Genomic DNA, 16,114 nt, shown 5'->3' on the forward strand with positions numbered 1-16,114 from the left:
CAGATCAACAATGGTCTGCTTTTTTGAATGAGGGATTAGGATGAAGCATCTTACGTATCACTTGAAATATGTAATGTTTTTTGTGGTAATGGTTATTATTTTTAGCACACTCGGATTAGTCTTAGTCCCAAGAGCTGATAATATCCATCTAAATAATGAAACGAAAGAAACGGAAAAGCGTATTGAAATGATTCGCTTAAGTGCAGTAGGAGATTCTTTAACTGAAGGGATTGGCGATACGACAAAGTCAGGAGGATATCTACCTTTACTTCAAAAAGATTTATCAGATATGTATCCCGTTGATGTGTTTCAAATTGAAAATTTTGGAAAATCTGGTGATCGAAGTGACCAAATACTGAAGCGTCTAAAAAAGAATGAAGAAATGCAACAGTCTGTTCAACAAGCTAATGCTATTCTCTTGACTGTTGGAGGCAATGATTTGCTACAAGCTATACAACCTAAAATATTTAGTAAAATGACAACGAAACGTTTGGAAAGTGAAAAAGAAACATATTATGGTAGACTTGAAAAATTGTACGCTGAACTCAGGACACTTAATCCTGATGCTCCGATTTATCAATTAGGTATTTACAATCCATTTTACTTAAATTTTTCAGATATTACAGAACTTCAGGAAATTGTTGATTTTTGGAATAAAAGCTCACAAAATTTTGTCAACGAGCAAGAAAATGCCTATTTTGTGCCTATAAATGATGATATTTATCAGGGGATTCCAGAAATTGAAAAAAGTGATGATAAAAAGGAAGCATTAAAATCAAGTGATAGTTCATCTCTTAATGATTTAATCTCCTCCGAAGACACATTTCATCCAAATAATTTAGGTTATCAAATTATTGCCAATGCATTCGAATTAAAAATGTCAGCAACGAAGAATAAATGGTTAAAGTAGGAGATGTGCGTTCAGTGATAAATAAACAAACAGGTAAAAAAAAGGTTAAAATAAATAATTTTTTTCATAATCCTTGGAAGATAGCTTTTTTAGTTCTTTTATCCATTGTGTTGGCTTTTATTTTAGTTATTGGGTACCGTGTTAGTACACCTAGAGTGACCTATGATTCTAAGACTGAAATAAAAACTAATTTGAAGGATCCGATTTTGGAAGTATCTATGACTAAGGACCAAGTGAGTCGAGCTATCAATTTTTATATCAAAGATTTATTTGATGATTCAGGTGTTGATTACGTTTTTCACCTTGATAAAGATGCCTTGATTGATGGAACTTTTTCATTGCTTGGACATGATACTCACTTTTATTTATATTTTGAGCCATTTGTTCTGGCAAATGGCGATATTCAACTTAAAGCAAAAGATTTAACTGTTGGCACTTTAAATGTTCCAATATCTGCTATGATAAGCTATATCTCCCATTCAGTTGATTTTCCTAAATGGATAGAAATAAATGCTGATGAAAAGAATGTAGTGTTACATTTGCAGCAACTAAAATTAGCTAATGGAATGCGTGTAAAAGCTGAACAAATTAATCTAATAAATGATCAAATTCGCTTTAATCTCTATCTATCTGAGAACAATAAGAAATAAAGGAGCCGTTTATGAGTTTTTATCATTATGTCCAAATTCATCGAGGTAAATTAGAACCATCAGATATTTCAATGCTGGCGGAAAATATATTTGAAGATTTACAGTTTCCAAAGCAAGAAACCACGTATCATAAATTATCTGATTACCTAGAAACAAATGCTTATTATGTTACAAATATGGATGTGTTTGATGAACTTTGGGAGATGTATGTGGAAGCAACTAGATAAGGATGTGTGTAAATGACAGGAAATAAACAAAAAAAGGAACAGTATCTATCACAAAATATATCGTGACAAACATTATCGTCGCTCTTTTAGCTGTTGGTGGAACGGTATTTATATATGAATCAAAAAATGGTATCTCTTCTTCATCACAGCAAGATCAGTTAGATAACTTGGCTGATTTGGCAACGCTAATTGAGCAAGGTTATATCAAAGATATCGATTCGAAAAAATTATATGAAGGTGCAATGAAGGGAATGGTCGCAGCTATTGATGATCCCTATTCAACTTATTTTACTGCCGAAGAGGCAAAAGGATTTGAAGAAGATATCAATGGCAATTTTGAAGGAATTGGTGCTGTCATGACCATGACGAATGACTTACCAACTGTAGCAGAACCACCCATTAAAGATTCTCCAGCTGAAAAGGCAAAACTTCAAGTTGGAGATGTTATTTTAAAAGTTGATGGAAAAAGTATTGAAGGACAAAGTTTAAGTGACGTTGTTAAAAAAGTAAGAGGTGAAAAAGGAAGCAGCGTTAAGTTAGATATTAAACGTGGCTCTGAAACATTTCCTGTAACGATTACTCGTGATGTTATTCCAGTTGATTCTGTAACAGGTAATATTGATGAGAAGAACAAAGATATTGGGTATATAAATATCAGCAGTTTTAATTCGACAACGTCTGAAGAATTTGACAAGATGGTAACAAAATTAAGAAAAGATGGTGCAAAATCGTTTGTCATTGATGTTAGAGGTAATCCTGGTGGGATGTTAGATCAGGTAGAAAAAATAACAAGTCGATTCTTAAAAGATGGTAAACCAATTGTTAAATTTGAGAGTAAACTTGAAGATGATGAAGAACACGTAGCCAGTAAAAAATTAGATGGTGGCGAAAAAATCACTGAGCCAACTGTTTTATTAGTGGACGAAAATAGTGCTAGTGCTTCTGAGATTATGGCCGGAGCATTTATTGATTCAGCTAATATTGAGGTAATAGGGACTAAAACATTTGGTAAAGGAACGGTTCAAACAGTCATTCCGATGAACGACGGTGGGGAAATTAAATTAACCATTAAAAAATGGCTAACACCAAAAGGTAAGTGGATCCATAAAAAAGGGGTCGAACCAACTATTAAGGTAGACAAACCAGACTACATTCAACACAAATTGATTGATACCACATTAGATTATAAACTTGGTGCAGTGAATGAACATGTCAAAGTCATAAATGAGTACTTAAAAGTTTTAGGTTACGATGTTGATGTGACGGACACTTACAGTGAGAAAACAGAAGCAGCAATTAAAGCTTTCCAAGAAAAGAATAAGCTAGAAGTAACAGGAAAAGCTGATGAAAAAACAATTAATGTATTAGAAAAACAAATTGTAGAATATTGGAACACACATGATAATCAATATGAAAAAGCAATTGAAACGTTAGTAAAAGACTAGTGAAAACTAGTCTTTTTTCAGGCAAACGAGAAAAATCATGAATTGTTATGGTATTTTAGGTCAAATTTTTATATCATAGACTTTGGAAAGGTAGGTGGGACTTTGGAGAAAAAGATAGTTGAGACCATTTGGCATTGGTTGAAGATGTTTGTTTTATGTACGGTTGTGATATTTATTATGCAAGCATTTATTTTTGTACCGTTGGAAGTGACAGGAAACTCAATGTCCCCTACTTTAGAAGAACATGATTTTGTCGTTGTTGAAAATATTTCAAGAGTCAAGCGATTTGATATTATTGTGTTTCACGCACCTGATGGGAATACATATGTTAAGAGAGTCATCGGACTTCCAGGAGATCGTATTTCTTATAAGAAAGATAGTCTTTATATAAACAACCAATTGATAGATGAGCCCTTTCTAAAAGATATTAAAAAAAAGAAAAATGAATATGTTTTAACTGCTGATTTTGACACAAGCGAGTTATTAGGTGTTAAGACGATTCCAAAAGATCAGTACTTTGTGATGGGGGATAATAGACGGGTGAGTAAAGATAGTCGCTCATTTGGTACGATATCATCTTACTCTATCATTGGTAAAGCAAGACTAGTCTATTATCCAATTCAGGATATGAAAATTATTAAAAATTAAAGGAGTAATAGTATGACAATTCAATGGTTTCCAGGTCATATGGCCAAAGCCAGACGTGAAGTGGCGGAAAAGTTAAAATTAGTTGATATAGTATTGGAGATTGTTGACGCGAGACTTCCTATTTCAAGTAGAAATCCTATGTTGGATTCGTTAATTCAGCAAAAACCACGCTTGATGCTATTAAATAAGTCTGATTTAGCGGACGTGAAAGAAACACAAAGATGGCATGATTATTTTGCCTCTCAAGGAATTCATTGTTTAGCAATTAATGCGAATCAAGGAAAAGGGATTAATAAAATCACACCAAAAGTTAAAGAAATACTAGCTGAAAAAATCGAAAGACAAGCTGCTCGTGGAATGAAACCTAGGCCAGTTCGTGCAATGTGTATTGGGATTCCCAATGTTGGTAAATCAACGTTATTAAATCGTTTGGCTAACAAAAATATGGCAAAAACTGGTAATACACCTGGTGTGACAAAAGGGCAACAATGGCTTAAAACTGGAAAAGATTTAGAACTTTTAGATACACCAGGGATTTTATGGCCAAAATTTGAAGACAAAGAAATTGGAAAAAAATTAGCTTTAACAGGAGCAATAAAAGATGCATTGTTACACATGGATGACTTGGCTTTATATGGTATCGAGTTTTTTAAAGAGTATTACCCAGAGCAATTAGCCGAACGTTATAAATTAACAGATGAAGACATGACATTAAATAACGTAGATATGTTGATGTTAATCACAAAAAAACGAGGTTTCCAAGAAGATTATGAACGAGGTAGTGTGATGATAATCCAAGAAGTACGTGATGGCAGACTTGGTAAATACACACTAGACAGAGTTGAGGATATGTCTCATGAGTGAAACAATTCAATCTATTAAAGAAAAATTTTCTCATGTTATTAATTTTTCAGATAACTTATTCGAAGAGTATTCGTCAGACGAACGAAAAGGTGTACAAAAGATTATTGAACAAACCAAAAAACGTTTAGAAAAAGAAGAGTCTCTTAGAGTAAAATTTGAAGAGATGACGTCGTATGAAAAACAAGCTCGAAATAACGGGTATCAAACAATTGTTGGAATTGATGAGGTTGGTCGAGGACCTTTAGCAGGGCCTGTAGTCGCAGCGGCAGTAGTCTTACCAACTGATTTTGATGGAGTTGGAATCAATGATTCAAAACAATTGTCTCTGAAAAAACGTGAAGAATTTTTTGATAAAATTATGGCAGATGCTTTGTCTGTCGGAATTGGTATTATAGATGAGGAAACGATAGACCGCGTTAATATCTATGAAGCCACAAAACTAGCTATGGTTGATGCAATCAATCAATTGGACGTGTCACCTGATTATTTATTAATTGATGCGATGACTTTACCAGTCGATATTGCACAAGAAAGTATCATAAAAGGTGATGCCAATAGTATCTCAATTGCTAGTGCGAGCATTATCGCGAAAGTGACACGTGATAGAATGATGGTAGAATACGATAAAGAGTTTCCTGGTTATGGCTTTGCTAATAATGCTGGTTATGGAACAAAAGAGCATTTAGACCAATTGAAAACCAATGGAATCACGCGAATTCATCGCAAATCATTTGAACCAATTAAAAGCATGATAAAATAAATTAAAGCTCTTTTGCGTATGTTAATTAAAAACATATAGCAAAGGAGTTTTTTTATGCATCAATTAATTATATTTCGTTTAAAACACGTCAAAGGGATTGGCAATATTGGAAGATTAAGGCTGTTAAATTATTTACTAGAAAATAACGAAGAGGTTTGTTTTCAAACCATGATTCATTTAGCTAAAGTAAAACCAATTCATCAGTCAATTTTTATTGAAAGTTTTAAAGAAAGTCAAAAAATAACCTCTCAAGACTTAGATTGTTTTTTGGAACAATATGGTTTGTTAACTTATTTAGATGAGGATTATCCTGAACCATTATCTGAAATCTACAATCCGCCAATTGCGCTATTTTATAAAGGAAGAAAAGAATTATTAAAAACTAAAATGATTTCAATTATTGGGTCAAGAGAACAAACAGATTTTGGAAAAAGTATCATTGAAACCATGGTTCCACCTATTGTCGATGAAGAGATTACTGTAGTGAGCGGTTTGGCAAAAGGCAATGACACTTGTGCACAAAAATTGGCTATTAGAAGACAAGGAAATACTATTGGAGTTTTAGGATTTGGTCTTGATAGAGTTTACCCTAAAGAAAACTTTCGCTTACAAGAATACATGTATGACCATCAACTTGTCGTGACGGAATATTTACCTCATGAATCACCATTAGCGTATCATTTTCCTGAAAGGAATCGAATTATTGCAGGACTGTCTTCTGCGACACTTGTTGTTGAGGCGAAGAAAAAGAGTGGAACTTTTATTACTGCACACCTTGCACTAGAGGAAGGGCGAAATGTTTTTGCTATTCCAAATAGTCCGTTAGTAAAAGAATCTGAAGGGTGCTTGTCGTTGATTCAAGACGGAGCAAAATGCATTAGTCATGTGAAAGATATTTTAGAAGAAATGTAGAAATCCTTGACAAATACTATATCAATAGATAATATGATAAACGATTGCCGAAATGGTATATATAGAAGTATAAATTGTAAAAAAAGAGAGGAAGAGGGGCATGAGTTACAAATATTTAGTGATTGTGGAATCCCCTGCTAAAGCTAAAACGATCGAGAAATATCTCGGTAAAAACTATAAAGTCGTAGCAAGCGTTGGGCATATTAGAGATTTGCCTAAAAGTAAAATGGGTATTGATATAGAAAATAATTTTGAACCTCACTACATAAACATTCGAGGAAAAGGTCCTGTTATTAAGGATTTAAAAAAACATGCAAAAAAAGCTCAAAAAGTTTATCTCGCAGCCGATCCGGACCGCGAGGGGGAAGCGATTGCATGGCATTTGGCTCATATATTAGAGTTAGATTTAGAAGATAATAATCGAGTGGTATTTAACGAGATTACCAAAGAAGCGGTAAAACAAGCGTTTAAAGAACCACGAAAAATAAATATTGATTTGGTCGATGCACAACAAGCTAGACGTATATTAGACCGTTTAGTTGGTTACTCAATTAGTCCTTTATTATGGAAGAAAGTTAAAAAAGGATTGAGTGCAGGTCGTGTGCAATCTGTTGCGCTAAAAATGATAATTGACCGTGAAGAAGAAATTAGAAACTTTAAACCTGAAGAGTACTGGAGTATTCCAGGAACATTTTTAAAGAATAAGGCAAAATTCTCTGCTAACTTTTATGGTTTAGACGGTAAAAAAGTAAAACTGTCAACTGAAAAAGATGTTAAAGAAGTCACTGCAAAGTTAACTGGAAGAGATTATGACGTCGTGAAAGTAACCAAAAAGGAACGTAAAAGAAATCCGGCGAATCCCTTTACAACAAGTAGTTTGCAACAAGAAGCTGCTCGTAAATTAAATTTTAGAACTAGAAAAACAATGATGGTAGCACAACAACTTTACGAAGGAATTAAACTAGGTAAAGGGCAAGGAACAGTCGGTTTGATTACTTATATGAGAACGGACTCAACTCGACTATCAGACACAGCAAAAAGTGAAGCATATGATTTTATCGTAGAAAAATATGGTCAAGAGTTCTTTGATTCAAAGAAAAAACCTGTTAAAAAAGCAGAAGGCGCGCAAGACGCACATGAGGCAATTCGTCCATCAAGTGTGATGCGTACACCTGAATCAATTAAAGACTACTTGGATAAAGACCAATTTAAATTGTATTCATTAATCTGGTCACGTATGATAGCAAGTTTAATGTCACCAGCAGTTATGGATACGATGCGTGTTGATTTAGCGCAAAATGGTGTGACGTTTGTTGCAAACGGATCGAAAGTTAAATTCCCTGGATTTATGAAAGTCTATGTTGAGGGAAAAGATGAAGGCAAAGAAGAAAAAGATAATATTCTTCCTGAGTTAGAAGTTGGCGATGTTGTCAAATCTGTTGATATCGAACCAAAACAACATTTTACTCAACCACCAGCACGATACAGTGAAGCAACACTAGTTAAAACATTGGAAGAGCAAGGTGTGGGACGTCCATCAACATACGCACCAACTCTTGAAACGATTCAACGTCGTTACTATGTAAAATTAAATGCTAGACGCTTTGAGCCAACTGAGCTTGGTGAAATTGTGAATACGATTATGTGTGAGTACTTCCCACAAATTGTTGATACAACCTTTACTGCTGAGATGGAAAAAGAACTTGATGCTATAGCTGAACATAAAGAAAAATGGGTCGATGTTATCAGTCGTTTCTATCATCCATTTGAAAAAGAATTGGCTACAGCAGAAGAAAAAATGGAGAAAATCCAAATTAAAGATGAGCCGGCCGGTTTTGACTGTGAAGAATGTGGCTCACCAATGGTTATAAAACTAGGTAAATATGGGAAGTTTTATGCATGTAGTAATTTCCCTGATTGTCGAAATACGAAAGCCATTGTTAAAAAAATCGGCGTGACATGTCCAACTTGTAAAAAAGGTGATGTCATCGAGAAGAAAACGAAAAAGAATCGTATTTTTTATGGATGTGACCGATACCCTGATTGTGAATTTACATCGTGGGATAAACCAATTGGACGCGACTGTCCTAAGTGTAGTCACTATCTTGTACAGAAAAAAGTTCGTGGTGGTATGCAGATTATTTGTAGTAACTGTGACTATCAAGAAGACGTGCAAAAATAAAGATAGGTTTCTTTTTATAAATTGTGTATAATGCATAGGAGGACAAGAGAACTCACTCTTGTCCTTTACTTAATTACTGAGAAAGAGGTAACTAAATGACAGAGAATAGAGTAACGGTTATTGGGGCAGGATTAGCTGGAAGTGAAGCAGCATGGCAAGCAGCAGAGTCAGGAGCCCAAGTTGATTTATATGAAATGAGAAAAATAAAAAAAACACCAGCACACCACACGGATCAATTTGCTGAATTAGTTTGTACGAACTCATTAAGAGCGAATGGTATTACAAATGCTGCTGGTTTATTAAAAGAAGAGATGAGACAATTTGGCTCAGTTATTATTGCAGCTGCAGATAAAACACAAGTTCCTGCTGGTGGTGCGTTAGCTGTTGATAGAGAAAGCTTTTCTGAAGAAGTAACAAAACAAGTATCAAATCATCCAAACATTACTGTTCATCATGAAGAGATTACTGAAATTCCAACTGAAGGTATTACAGTCATTGCGACTGGCCCTTTAACAAGTGAGCCTTTAGCGGAAAGTATCAAAGAATTTACTGAGTCAGAAGGATTATATTTTTATGATGCAGCTGCACCAATCATAGAAAAATCATCTATTGATATGGATAAAGTGTATTTAAAATCTCGTTATGATAAAGGTGAAGCAGCCTACCTTAATTGTCCTATGACAAAGGATGAGTTCTATGCGTTTAGAGAAGCGCTTGTTAACGCAGAAGTAGCACCTTTAAAATCATTCGAAAAAGAAAAATTCTTTGAAGGATGTATGCCGATTGAGGTGATGGCAAATCGTGGCGAAAAAACAATGACATTTGGTCCGTTGAAACCAGTTGGATTAGAAGATCCAAAAACAGGTAAGCGTCCATATGCAGTTGTTCAACTTCGACAAGACAATGCAGCAGCGTCACTTTATAATATTGTTGGATTTCAAACGCATTTAAAATGGGGCGAACAAAAACGTATTATTCAAATGATTCCAGGATTAGAAAATGCAGAAATTGTAAGATATGGTGTGATGCATCGAAATACATTTATGAATTCACCTGAATTACTTGATCCAACGTATCAATCACGTAAGAAACCAACGTTATTCTTTGCTGGTCAAATGACTGGTGTAGAAGGTTATGTTGAAAGTGCAGCAAGTGGTATCTTAGCAGGACGAAATGCAGCAAGACTTGCCCAAGGTAAAGAACCAATTGTACTGCCACAAGAAACAGCGATTGGTGGTATGGCACACTACATCACACATACATCTGGTAAACATTTCCAACCGATGAATGTAAACTTTGGTTTATTCCCAGAGTTACCAGAGAGAATTCGTGATAAAAAAGAACGTTACACACAAATTGCTAATAGAGCACTTGAAGCGACAAAAGAGTCGTTAACATTATTTGAGAAATAGTATGTCATTTGACATGCTATTTTTTTATGGTTTGTTTAAAAATTTGTATAAATTACTTAAAACATATAAATATATTGGTAAAAAAAAAATTTGTATGTTACATTAATTTTATAATTTGTAATGAAAGGGGTTGATTTCGATTGATCACTTAGTGTTATTTTTAAGATATTTAGTAGATGAGCGACATTATTCATTACAAACAAAACACGCCTATGAGGATGATGTCACACATTTTTTTGAGTTTTTGGAAGAAACAGGAAATTCTGACTATTTAAACATCACGTTTCAAGATGCTCGAGTGTATCTAGCTTATCTTCATGATAAAGAATATAGTCGTAATACAATTAGTCGGAAAATTTCGAGTCTTCGGTCATATTATCATTTCTTAATAAAAAATGAGTGGATGACAGACAATCCTTTTAGCTACATACAGATGAAAAAAAAGCAAAGTAAGTTACCAAGCTTTTTATATGAAAAAGAATTGGCTATCTTATTTGAATCGGTTTCTGGTGAAGCACCATTAGATAAACGTAATCGAGCGATTTTAGAGTTACTTTATGCTACAGGAATTAGGGTATCCGAGTGTGTGTCGATTGAATTACGTGATATAGATATGGAAAATTCAATTGTGTTAATAAATGGTAAAGGTGGCAAGCAACGTTATGTGCCGTTTGGTTCGTTTTGTCACGATGCTATTTCTGATTACCTATCAACTACACGTAAAGACTTGATGGAAAAATATCACGAAGAACATGATAATTTATTTATTAATCACCGAGGACAGCCGCTGACAGCAAAAGGCGTTCAATATATTTTGGATCATTTAATTAAAAAAAGTAGTTTAACAACGAATATTCATCCGCATATTTTTAGGCATACATTTGCCACACATTTATTAGATAATGGAGCTGATATGAGAACGGTCCAAGAGTTATTGGGTCATTCAAGTTTATCCTCCACACAGATATATACGCATGTGACAACCAGTGCGTTACAAAAGAATTATCGGAATTTTCATCCGAGAGCTTAATTTAGAATAGGAGAAAAAATTATGGGATATACAACATTTCATTCAACAACAATTTGTGCAGTAGAAAAAGACGGAAAATTTGCAATGGCTGGTGATGGCCAAGTAACAATGGGCGAATCAGTCGTGATGAAAGGGACTGCCAGAAAAGTTAGACGTATTTATAACGATGAAGTGGTCGTAGGATTTGCCGGTAGTGTGGCAGATGCGTTTAATCTTGAAGGGAAATTTGAAGAAAAATTAAATCAATATAAAGGAAACTTGATGCGTGCGGCTGTGGAACTTGCGATGCAATGGCGCAGTGATCGTGCGATGCAAAAATTAGAAGCGATGCTAATCGTAATGAATGATAAAGAGATGCTAGTAGTGTCAGGTACAGGTGAAGTAATCGCACCAGATGATGGTATTTTAGCGATAGGTTCTGGTGGTAACTATGCATTAGCTGCTGCAAGAGCACTTAAACGAGATGGCCGTGAAGATTTAACGGCTGGTGACATCGCAAAAGCTGCGCTAAATGTCGCAGGAGATATTTGTGTTTACACAAACCACAACATTATTGTAGAAGAATTATAGGAGATGACTTTAATGAGTACAGTAACAAAAACACCAAGACAAATTGTAGAAGAATTAGACCAATATATTATTGGACAAAATAAAGCGAAAAAATCTGTAGCAGTGGCATTACGTAATCGTTATCGCCGTATGCAATTAGACGAAGTGATGCAACAAGATATCACGCCTAAAAACTTGTTAATGATTGGACCAACTGGTGTAGGTAAAACAGAAATCGCTAGACGACTAGCAAAAATTGTTAATGCACCATTTGTAAAAGTTGAGGCAACGAAATTTACAGAAGTTGGGTACGTTGGTCGTGACGTTGAGTCAATGGTTCGTGACTTAGTTGAAGCAAGTATTACCATTGTGAAAAAAGACCAATACAGCCAAGTATATTCACAAGCTAAAAAAGCTGCGGAAGATAGATTGGTTAAATTATTAGTACCTGGTATCAAAAAAGAAAAACGTCAATCAACGAACCAATTTGATATGATGATGCAAATGATGAATGGTTTCCAACAAAACAATGACGAAGAAAAAGAAGAAGTGACTGATTCTATCAGAGTAAGCCGTGAAACAGTCCAATCTCAACTTGAAAAAGGTCAACTTGAAGATAGAGAGATCACAATTGAAGTCGAAGAGAAAAAACAAACACCAACCATGAATAATGGATTAGAACAAATGGGAATAGATTTAGGAGATGCTTTAAATTCATTAACACCTAAGAAAAAAATCAAACGCACAGTGACTGTAAAAGAAGCACGCGAAATCTTAATTAATGAAGAATCTGAAAAATTAGTTAATAGTGCTGACATTCATAGTGAAGCAATTAAACTTGCTCAAAATCATGGGATTATTTTTATTGATGAGTTTGATAAAATTACGTCTAAATCTGAAAGTAATGGTCAAGTTTCTCGTGAAGGTGTCCAACGTGATATTTTACCAATCGTTGAAGGCTCAATTGTGAATACTAAATATGGTACGATTGCAACAGATCATATTCTATTTATCGCTTCAGGAGCGTTCCATTTAAGTAAACCAAGTGATTTAATTCCTGAATTACAAGGACGTTTCCCAATTCGTGTTGAATTAGATGATTTAACAGCTGAAGATTTTGTTCGCATTTTAACTGAACCAAACAACGCGTTAATCAAACAATATATTGCGTTACTTAAAACAGAAAATATTGATGTAACATTCACCAAAGAAGCAATCGAACGTTTATCTAATATAGCGTATAATGTGAATAGTGAGACAGATAATATCGGCGCACGACGTTTACACACTATTTTAGAAAAACTGTTAGAAGATTTATTATTTGAATCTCCTGATATGTCGATGGGTGAAATTACAATTACTGAGCAATACGTAAATGAAAAACTTGGAGAAATATCTGAAGATGAGGATTTAAGTCGTTATATTTTATAAGAATCGTTTAGGAGTGGTGGTATGAATGATTTATTGCAAAAAACACGTATGATAAATGAATTGCTACAAAAAGAAAATACCATTCAAGAAGAAAAAGAGATGCCTTACTTGCAAATGGCACAGGTATTATCTGATATTATGGAATGTAATACCTATATTTTGTCAAAAGAGGGCGTATTGTTAGGGTATTCTGTTGTGCATGATTTTAATAATGAACGCATAAATGAGATGATTTCAAATCATCAATTTCCACATTCTTATACGACATTGTTAAAAGATATTCAGCAAACGGTGGAAAATATTCCGATTGAAGAAGAGTTAACCACGTTTCCGTTTGAATTAAAAGCGGAGTTGACCAATGCCTATACAACACTTGTTCCAATTTTTGGAGCAGGTGCTAGGCTTGGCACAATTCTTTTAGGGCGTATTAATAAAAAATTTAATACTGAAGATTTTATTCTTTGTGAGTATAGTGCAACAGTAGTTGGAATGCAGATGCTTTATCAAAAATCTGGTGATATCGAAAAACAAGTGCGTGAAACAAGTATGGTTCAAATGGCGCTTAAATCATTGTCATTCAGTGAGTTAAAAGCCATTAAAGCTATTTTCGAAGAACTAGATGGTGATGAAGGCATTTTAACGACATCAAGTGTTGCTGATAGAATCGGTATTACACGTTCTGTGATTGTAAATGCACTAAGAAAACTTGAATCTGGTGGGGTTATTGAGACACGGTCTCTTGGAATGAAGGGTACGTTTATCAAAATAACAAATCAACAGTTAATTGACCTACTTGATAAAGAAACGGTCGTTTAGGAGGTTTTTCATGACGATATATTTAGAATCAGATACGGCTAAAGTCAGCATAAATGAATTTGGAGCCGAATTATCAAGTTTTATTTTAAAAGAAACAGGTGTTGAGTATATTTGGCAAGCTAATCCAAACTATTGGGGACGTCATGCACCAGTATTGTTTCCGATTGTTGGCAGATTGAAAAAGAATACATACACATATAAAAGTCAACCATATCGTATGAATCAACATGGATTTGCTCGAGATATGACGTTTGATGTCATTGAACAAGACGCTTCTTCTGTTGTCTTTGAATTAAAAAGTAATCAAGAAACATTAGAAAAATACCCATTTGAGTTTCGTTTGTTGATTGGCTATAAACTTGTAGATAATGAGCTAACAACAAGTTATGAAGTATCTACACTTTCTGATGAGATGTATTTTTCAATCGGGGCCCATCCAGCATTTAATGTTCCGTTAATTGAAGGAACAACAATCGAAGATTATTATTTGCATTTTTATCCGTTGAAATCAAGAATTAAAATTCCGCTAGAAGGTGCTTATATTAATAGTGAGAGTAAAACGTTAGCACAGACAAACACATCAATTCAGCTAAATCATGGATTGTTTAAAGAAGATGCACAGATTTTAGAAACAAAAGGGAAAAACACTTTTTCAATTTTATCTGAGAAGCATCCTCATGGGGTAAGAGTTAGTTATGAGGATTTTCCATTTGTTGGCTTTTGGAGCCCGAATACAGTTGACGCACCATTTATTTGTATAGAACCTTGGTGTGGTATTGCAGATGATGTTTCAGCTTCAGGTGCCATTGAAGAAAAAATAGGGATAAACAAATTATCAAAAGGTGACATTTTTAATCGAAGTTATACAATTGAAATTATATAAAAAACAAGACGAGAAACCGTCTTGTTTTTTTAACCAAAATAACTGGTATCTTCAATATTTAACTCACTTAATATAATAGAAGCTGTTTCTTCGATAGAAAGTTGAGCCACATTGATAACGAGACATCCAAGTTTTTTATATAAATCATTAGCAAATTCCAATTCACGTTTAATCTTATCAATATCAGAATAGGCCGTGTCGGGATTTAATCCATATGATTTCATTCTTTCACGTCGAATACGATTTAAGACTTTTGGATTATTTGTTAGACCGACAATTTTTTTAGGGTCAACTTCCCAAAGTTGTGGTGGAATGTGAGCTTCTGGAATGAGTGGCAAATTAGCCACTTTCAAGTTTTTATTTGCTAAAAATAAACTTAGTGGTGTTTTTGACGTACGTGACACCCCTAAAAGAAGAATATCTGCTTCTAAAAAACCTTTAGGATTTTTACCATCGTCATATTTAACGGCAAATTCCATCGCACTAATGCGTTCAAAATAATTTTTACTTAAAAAATGCATTGCACCAGGCAAACGACTTGGTTCTAATCCTGTTCTATTTGATAACTCATCAACTAGTCCAGATAATACATCAATGGTAAATAGATTATGCTCTTTTCCGTAGTTGTTGGCTATATTAACTAAATCTTTTGAAACAAGTGTATGTAAGATAATAGCATTCACTGCTTTTGCTTCTTCAAGTGCTTGTATTAGTTCATCTTCATGATAGATGAAAGCTCTTTTGACAATTTGGATTTTTATTTGAGCATCTTCATATTGCGCCATTGATGCTTGTGCTAACTTTGACGCAGTTTCACCGGCAGAATCAGAAATAATAAATATACTAATGCGTTGATCTGTCATAAATGATTCACATCCTTAATTTTTTTACTTTACTTAAATTATAGCATATAATATAACTCAAACGATGATTATTATGAAGAGAGGGAAAAGATTTTGACAAAAGAATTAGATCACGCAATCGCAATAATGAAAGACAATGGACTGAAATATACAAAAAAACGTTCGGATATACTTTCTTTTCTTATTAATGAAAATCGTTATGTAGCAGCTCTTGATGTGTTTAATTTTATGAACGATAAATACAAAGGAGTCAGCTATGATACTATTTACAGAAATTTAAGAGACTTTGCAGATTTGAATATTTTAGAAGAAACAGATTTACAAGGTGAGAAGAGATACCGATTCCATTGTGATGTTCACGGCGAACACCATCATCATCATTTTATTTGTACCTCGTGTGGAGCGACGCGTGAAATTCATATGTGTCCGATGGATATGTTTAAAGAGCAATTACCAGGGTGCTCAATTGAAGGGCATCGGTTTGAAATACTAGGTAAATGCGAGAATTGTTTAAAAAATTAACATTAGGTAG

Annotated in this window: 17 protein-coding genes; 16 read left to right on the plus strand and 1 reads right to left on the minus strand. The window is 34.2% G+C overall.

The annotated features are described in order from the left end of the window. Window positions 1-40 precede the first annotated feature (40 nt). From BW731_RS11065 to BW731_RS11135, 15 genes are all read left to right on the plus strand, one after another. Window positions 41-910, plus strand: a complete 870-nt coding sequence (locus BW731_RS11065; protein WP_079348174.1) for an SGNH/GDSL hydrolase family protein — start codon at window positions 41-43, stop codon at window positions 908-910. A gap of 14 nt (window positions 911-924) precedes the next feature. Beyond that, window positions 925-1,560, plus strand: a complete 636-nt coding sequence (locus BW731_RS11070) for a YpmS family protein (RefSeq protein WP_158080217.1) — start codon at window positions 925-927, stop codon at window positions 1,558-1,560. Between the two features lie 11 nt (window positions 1,561-1,571). Next, a complete protein-coding gene (locus BW731_RS11075; protein ID WP_079348178.1) occupies window positions 1,572-1,787 on the plus strand; it encodes a YozE family protein in 216 nt (71 codons plus the stop codon). A 62-nt stretch (window positions 1,788-1,849) separates the two neighbouring features. Beyond that, window positions 1,850-3,232: a S41 family peptidase gene (locus BW731_RS11080; RefSeq protein ID WP_233120482.1), complete on the plus strand. Its 1,383-nt coding sequence runs from the start codon at window positions 1,850-1,852 to the stop codon at window positions 3,230-3,232. Between the two features lie 102 nt (window positions 3,233-3,334). Further along, entirely contained in the window at window positions 3,335-3,880 is a 546-nt protein-coding gene (gene lepB, locus BW731_RS11085; RefSeq protein ID WP_233120485.1) for a signal peptidase I, read from the plus strand. A 12-nt stretch (window positions 3,881-3,892) separates the two neighbouring features. After that, window positions 3,893-4,744, plus strand: a complete 852-nt coding sequence (gene ylqF, locus BW731_RS11090; RefSeq protein WP_079348181.1) for a ribosome biogenesis GTPase YlqF — start codon at window positions 3,893-3,895, stop codon at window positions 4,742-4,744. After that, window positions 4,737-5,504 (plus strand): ribonuclease HII, encoded by a 768-nt coding sequence (locus BW731_RS11095; protein WP_079348183.1) that lies wholly within the window; start codon window positions 4,737-4,739, stop codon window positions 5,502-5,504. Before ylqF ends, BW731_RS11095 begins: the two co-directional genes overlap by 8 nt. Window positions 5,505-5,558: 54 nt before the next feature. Then, entirely contained in the window at window positions 5,559-6,416 is an 858-nt protein-coding gene (dprA, locus tag BW731_RS11100) for a DNA-processing protein DprA (RefSeq protein ID WP_079348185.1), read from the plus strand. A gap of 100 nt (window positions 6,417-6,516) precedes the next feature. Next, window positions 6,517-8,598 carry a type I DNA topoisomerase gene (gene topA, locus BW731_RS11105; RefSeq protein ID WP_079348187.1) on the plus strand — a complete coding sequence of 694 codons (2,082 nt, stop codon included), beginning with the start codon at window positions 6,517-6,519 and terminating at the stop codon, window positions 8,596-8,598. Window positions 8,599-8,693: 95 nt separating this feature from the next. After that, window positions 8,694-10,010 (plus strand): methylenetetrahydrofolate--tRNA-(uracil(54)-C(5))-methyltransferase (FADH(2)-oxidizing) TrmFO, encoded by a 1,317-nt coding sequence (gene trmFO, locus BW731_RS11110; RefSeq protein ID WP_079348189.1) that lies wholly within the window; start codon window positions 8,694-8,696, stop codon window positions 10,008-10,010. A gap of 130 nt (window positions 10,011-10,140) precedes the next feature. Further along, the gene (xerC, locus tag BW731_RS11115) at window positions 10,141-11,040 is read left to right on the plus strand and encodes a tyrosine recombinase XerC (protein WP_079348191.1); all 900 of its coding nucleotides are present in this window, start codon (window positions 10,141-10,143) and stop codon (window positions 11,038-11,040) included. Window positions 11,041-11,061: 21 nt separating this feature from the next. Continuing rightward, window positions 11,062-11,610, plus strand: a complete 549-nt coding sequence (hslV, locus tag BW731_RS11120) for an ATP-dependent protease subunit HslV (protein ID WP_079348193.1) — start codon at window positions 11,062-11,064, stop codon at window positions 11,608-11,610. A gap of 12 nt (window positions 11,611-11,622) precedes the next feature. After that, complete coding sequence (gene hslU, locus BW731_RS11125; protein WP_079348195.1) at window positions 11,623-13,020, plus strand: ATP-dependent protease ATPase subunit HslU; 1,398 nt, start codon at window positions 11,623-11,625, stop codon at window positions 13,018-13,020. Window positions 13,021-13,041: 21 nt separating this feature from the next. Further along, complete coding sequence (codY, locus tag BW731_RS11130) at window positions 13,042-13,836, plus strand: GTP-sensing pleiotropic transcriptional regulator CodY (protein ID WP_079348197.1); 795 nt, start codon at window positions 13,042-13,044, stop codon at window positions 13,834-13,836. A gap of 10 nt (window positions 13,837-13,846) precedes the next feature. Then, complete coding sequence (locus tag BW731_RS11135; RefSeq protein ID WP_079348199.1) at window positions 13,847-14,719, plus strand: aldose 1-epimerase family protein; 873 nt, start codon at window positions 13,847-13,849, stop codon at window positions 14,717-14,719. A 29-nt stretch (window positions 14,720-14,748) separates the two neighbouring features. On the opposite strand, the gene BW731_RS11140 is transcribed toward BW731_RS11135, so the two are convergent. After that, the gene (locus BW731_RS11140) at window positions 14,749-15,582 is read right to left on the minus strand and encodes a pyruvate, water dikinase regulatory protein (RefSeq protein ID WP_079348201.1); all 834 of its coding nucleotides are present in this window, start codon (window positions 15,580-15,582) and stop codon (window positions 14,749-14,751) included. A gap of 126 nt (window positions 15,583-15,708) precedes the next feature. On the opposite strand from BW731_RS11140, the gene BW731_RS11145 reads away from it, so the two are divergent. Continuing rightward, window positions 15,709-16,104, plus strand: coding sequence for a Fur family transcriptional regulator (locus tag BW731_RS11145; RefSeq protein ID WP_079348647.1), 396 nt, complete (start codon window positions 15,709-15,711; stop codon window positions 16,102-16,104). Window positions 16,105-16,114: the final 10 nt, after the last annotated feature.

It is taken from the genome of Vagococcus martis (assembly GCF_002026305.1).
GTDB lineage: Bacteria > Bacillota > Bacilli > Lactobacillales > Vagococcaceae > Vagococcus > Vagococcus martis.

Coding starts and splice junctions, on each gene's coding strand:
- BW731_RS11075 (WP_079348178.1), top strand. CDS start 1,572: ATGAGTTTTTATCATTATGTCCAAATTCATCGAGGTAAATTAGAACCA.
- BW731_RS11095 (WP_079348183.1), top strand. CDS start 4,737: ATGAGTGAAACAATTCAATCTATTAAAGAAAAATTTTCTCATGTTATT.
- BW731_RS11135 (WP_079348199.1), top strand. CDS start 13,847: ATGACGATATATTTAGAATCAGATACGGCTAAAGTCAGCATAAATGAA.
- hslU (WP_079348195.1), top strand. CDS start 11,623: ATGAGTACAGTAACAAAAACACCAAGACAAATTGTAGAAGAATTAGAC.
- BW731_RS11065 (WP_079348174.1), top strand. CDS start 41: ATGAAGCATCTTACGTATCACTTGAAATATGTAATGTTTTTTGTGGTA.
- BW731_RS11140 (WP_079348201.1), bottom strand. CDS start 15,582: ATGACAGATCAACGCATTAGTATATTTATTATTTCTGATTCTGCCGGT.
- topA (WP_079348187.1), top strand. CDS start 6,517: ATGAGTTACAAATATTTAGTGATTGTGGAATCCCCTGCTAAAGCTAAA.
- ylqF (WP_079348181.1), top strand. CDS start 3,893: ATGACAATTCAATGGTTTCCAGGTCATATGGCCAAAGCCAGACGTGAA.
- codY (WP_079348197.1), top strand. CDS start 13,042: ATGAATGATTTATTGCAAAAAACACGTATGATAAATGAATTGCTACAA.
- trmFO (WP_079348189.1), top strand. CDS start 8,694: ATGACAGAGAATAGAGTAACGGTTATTGGGGCAGGATTAGCTGGAAGT.
- BW731_RS11145 (WP_079348647.1), top strand. CDS start 15,709: ATGAAAGACAATGGACTGAAATATACAAAAAAACGTTCGGATATACTT.
- hslV (WP_079348193.1), top strand. CDS start 11,062: ATGGGATATACAACATTTCATTCAACAACAATTTGTGCAGTAGAAAAA.
- dprA (WP_079348185.1), top strand. CDS start 5,559: ATGCATCAATTAATTATATTTCGTTTAAAACACGTCAAAGGGATTGGC.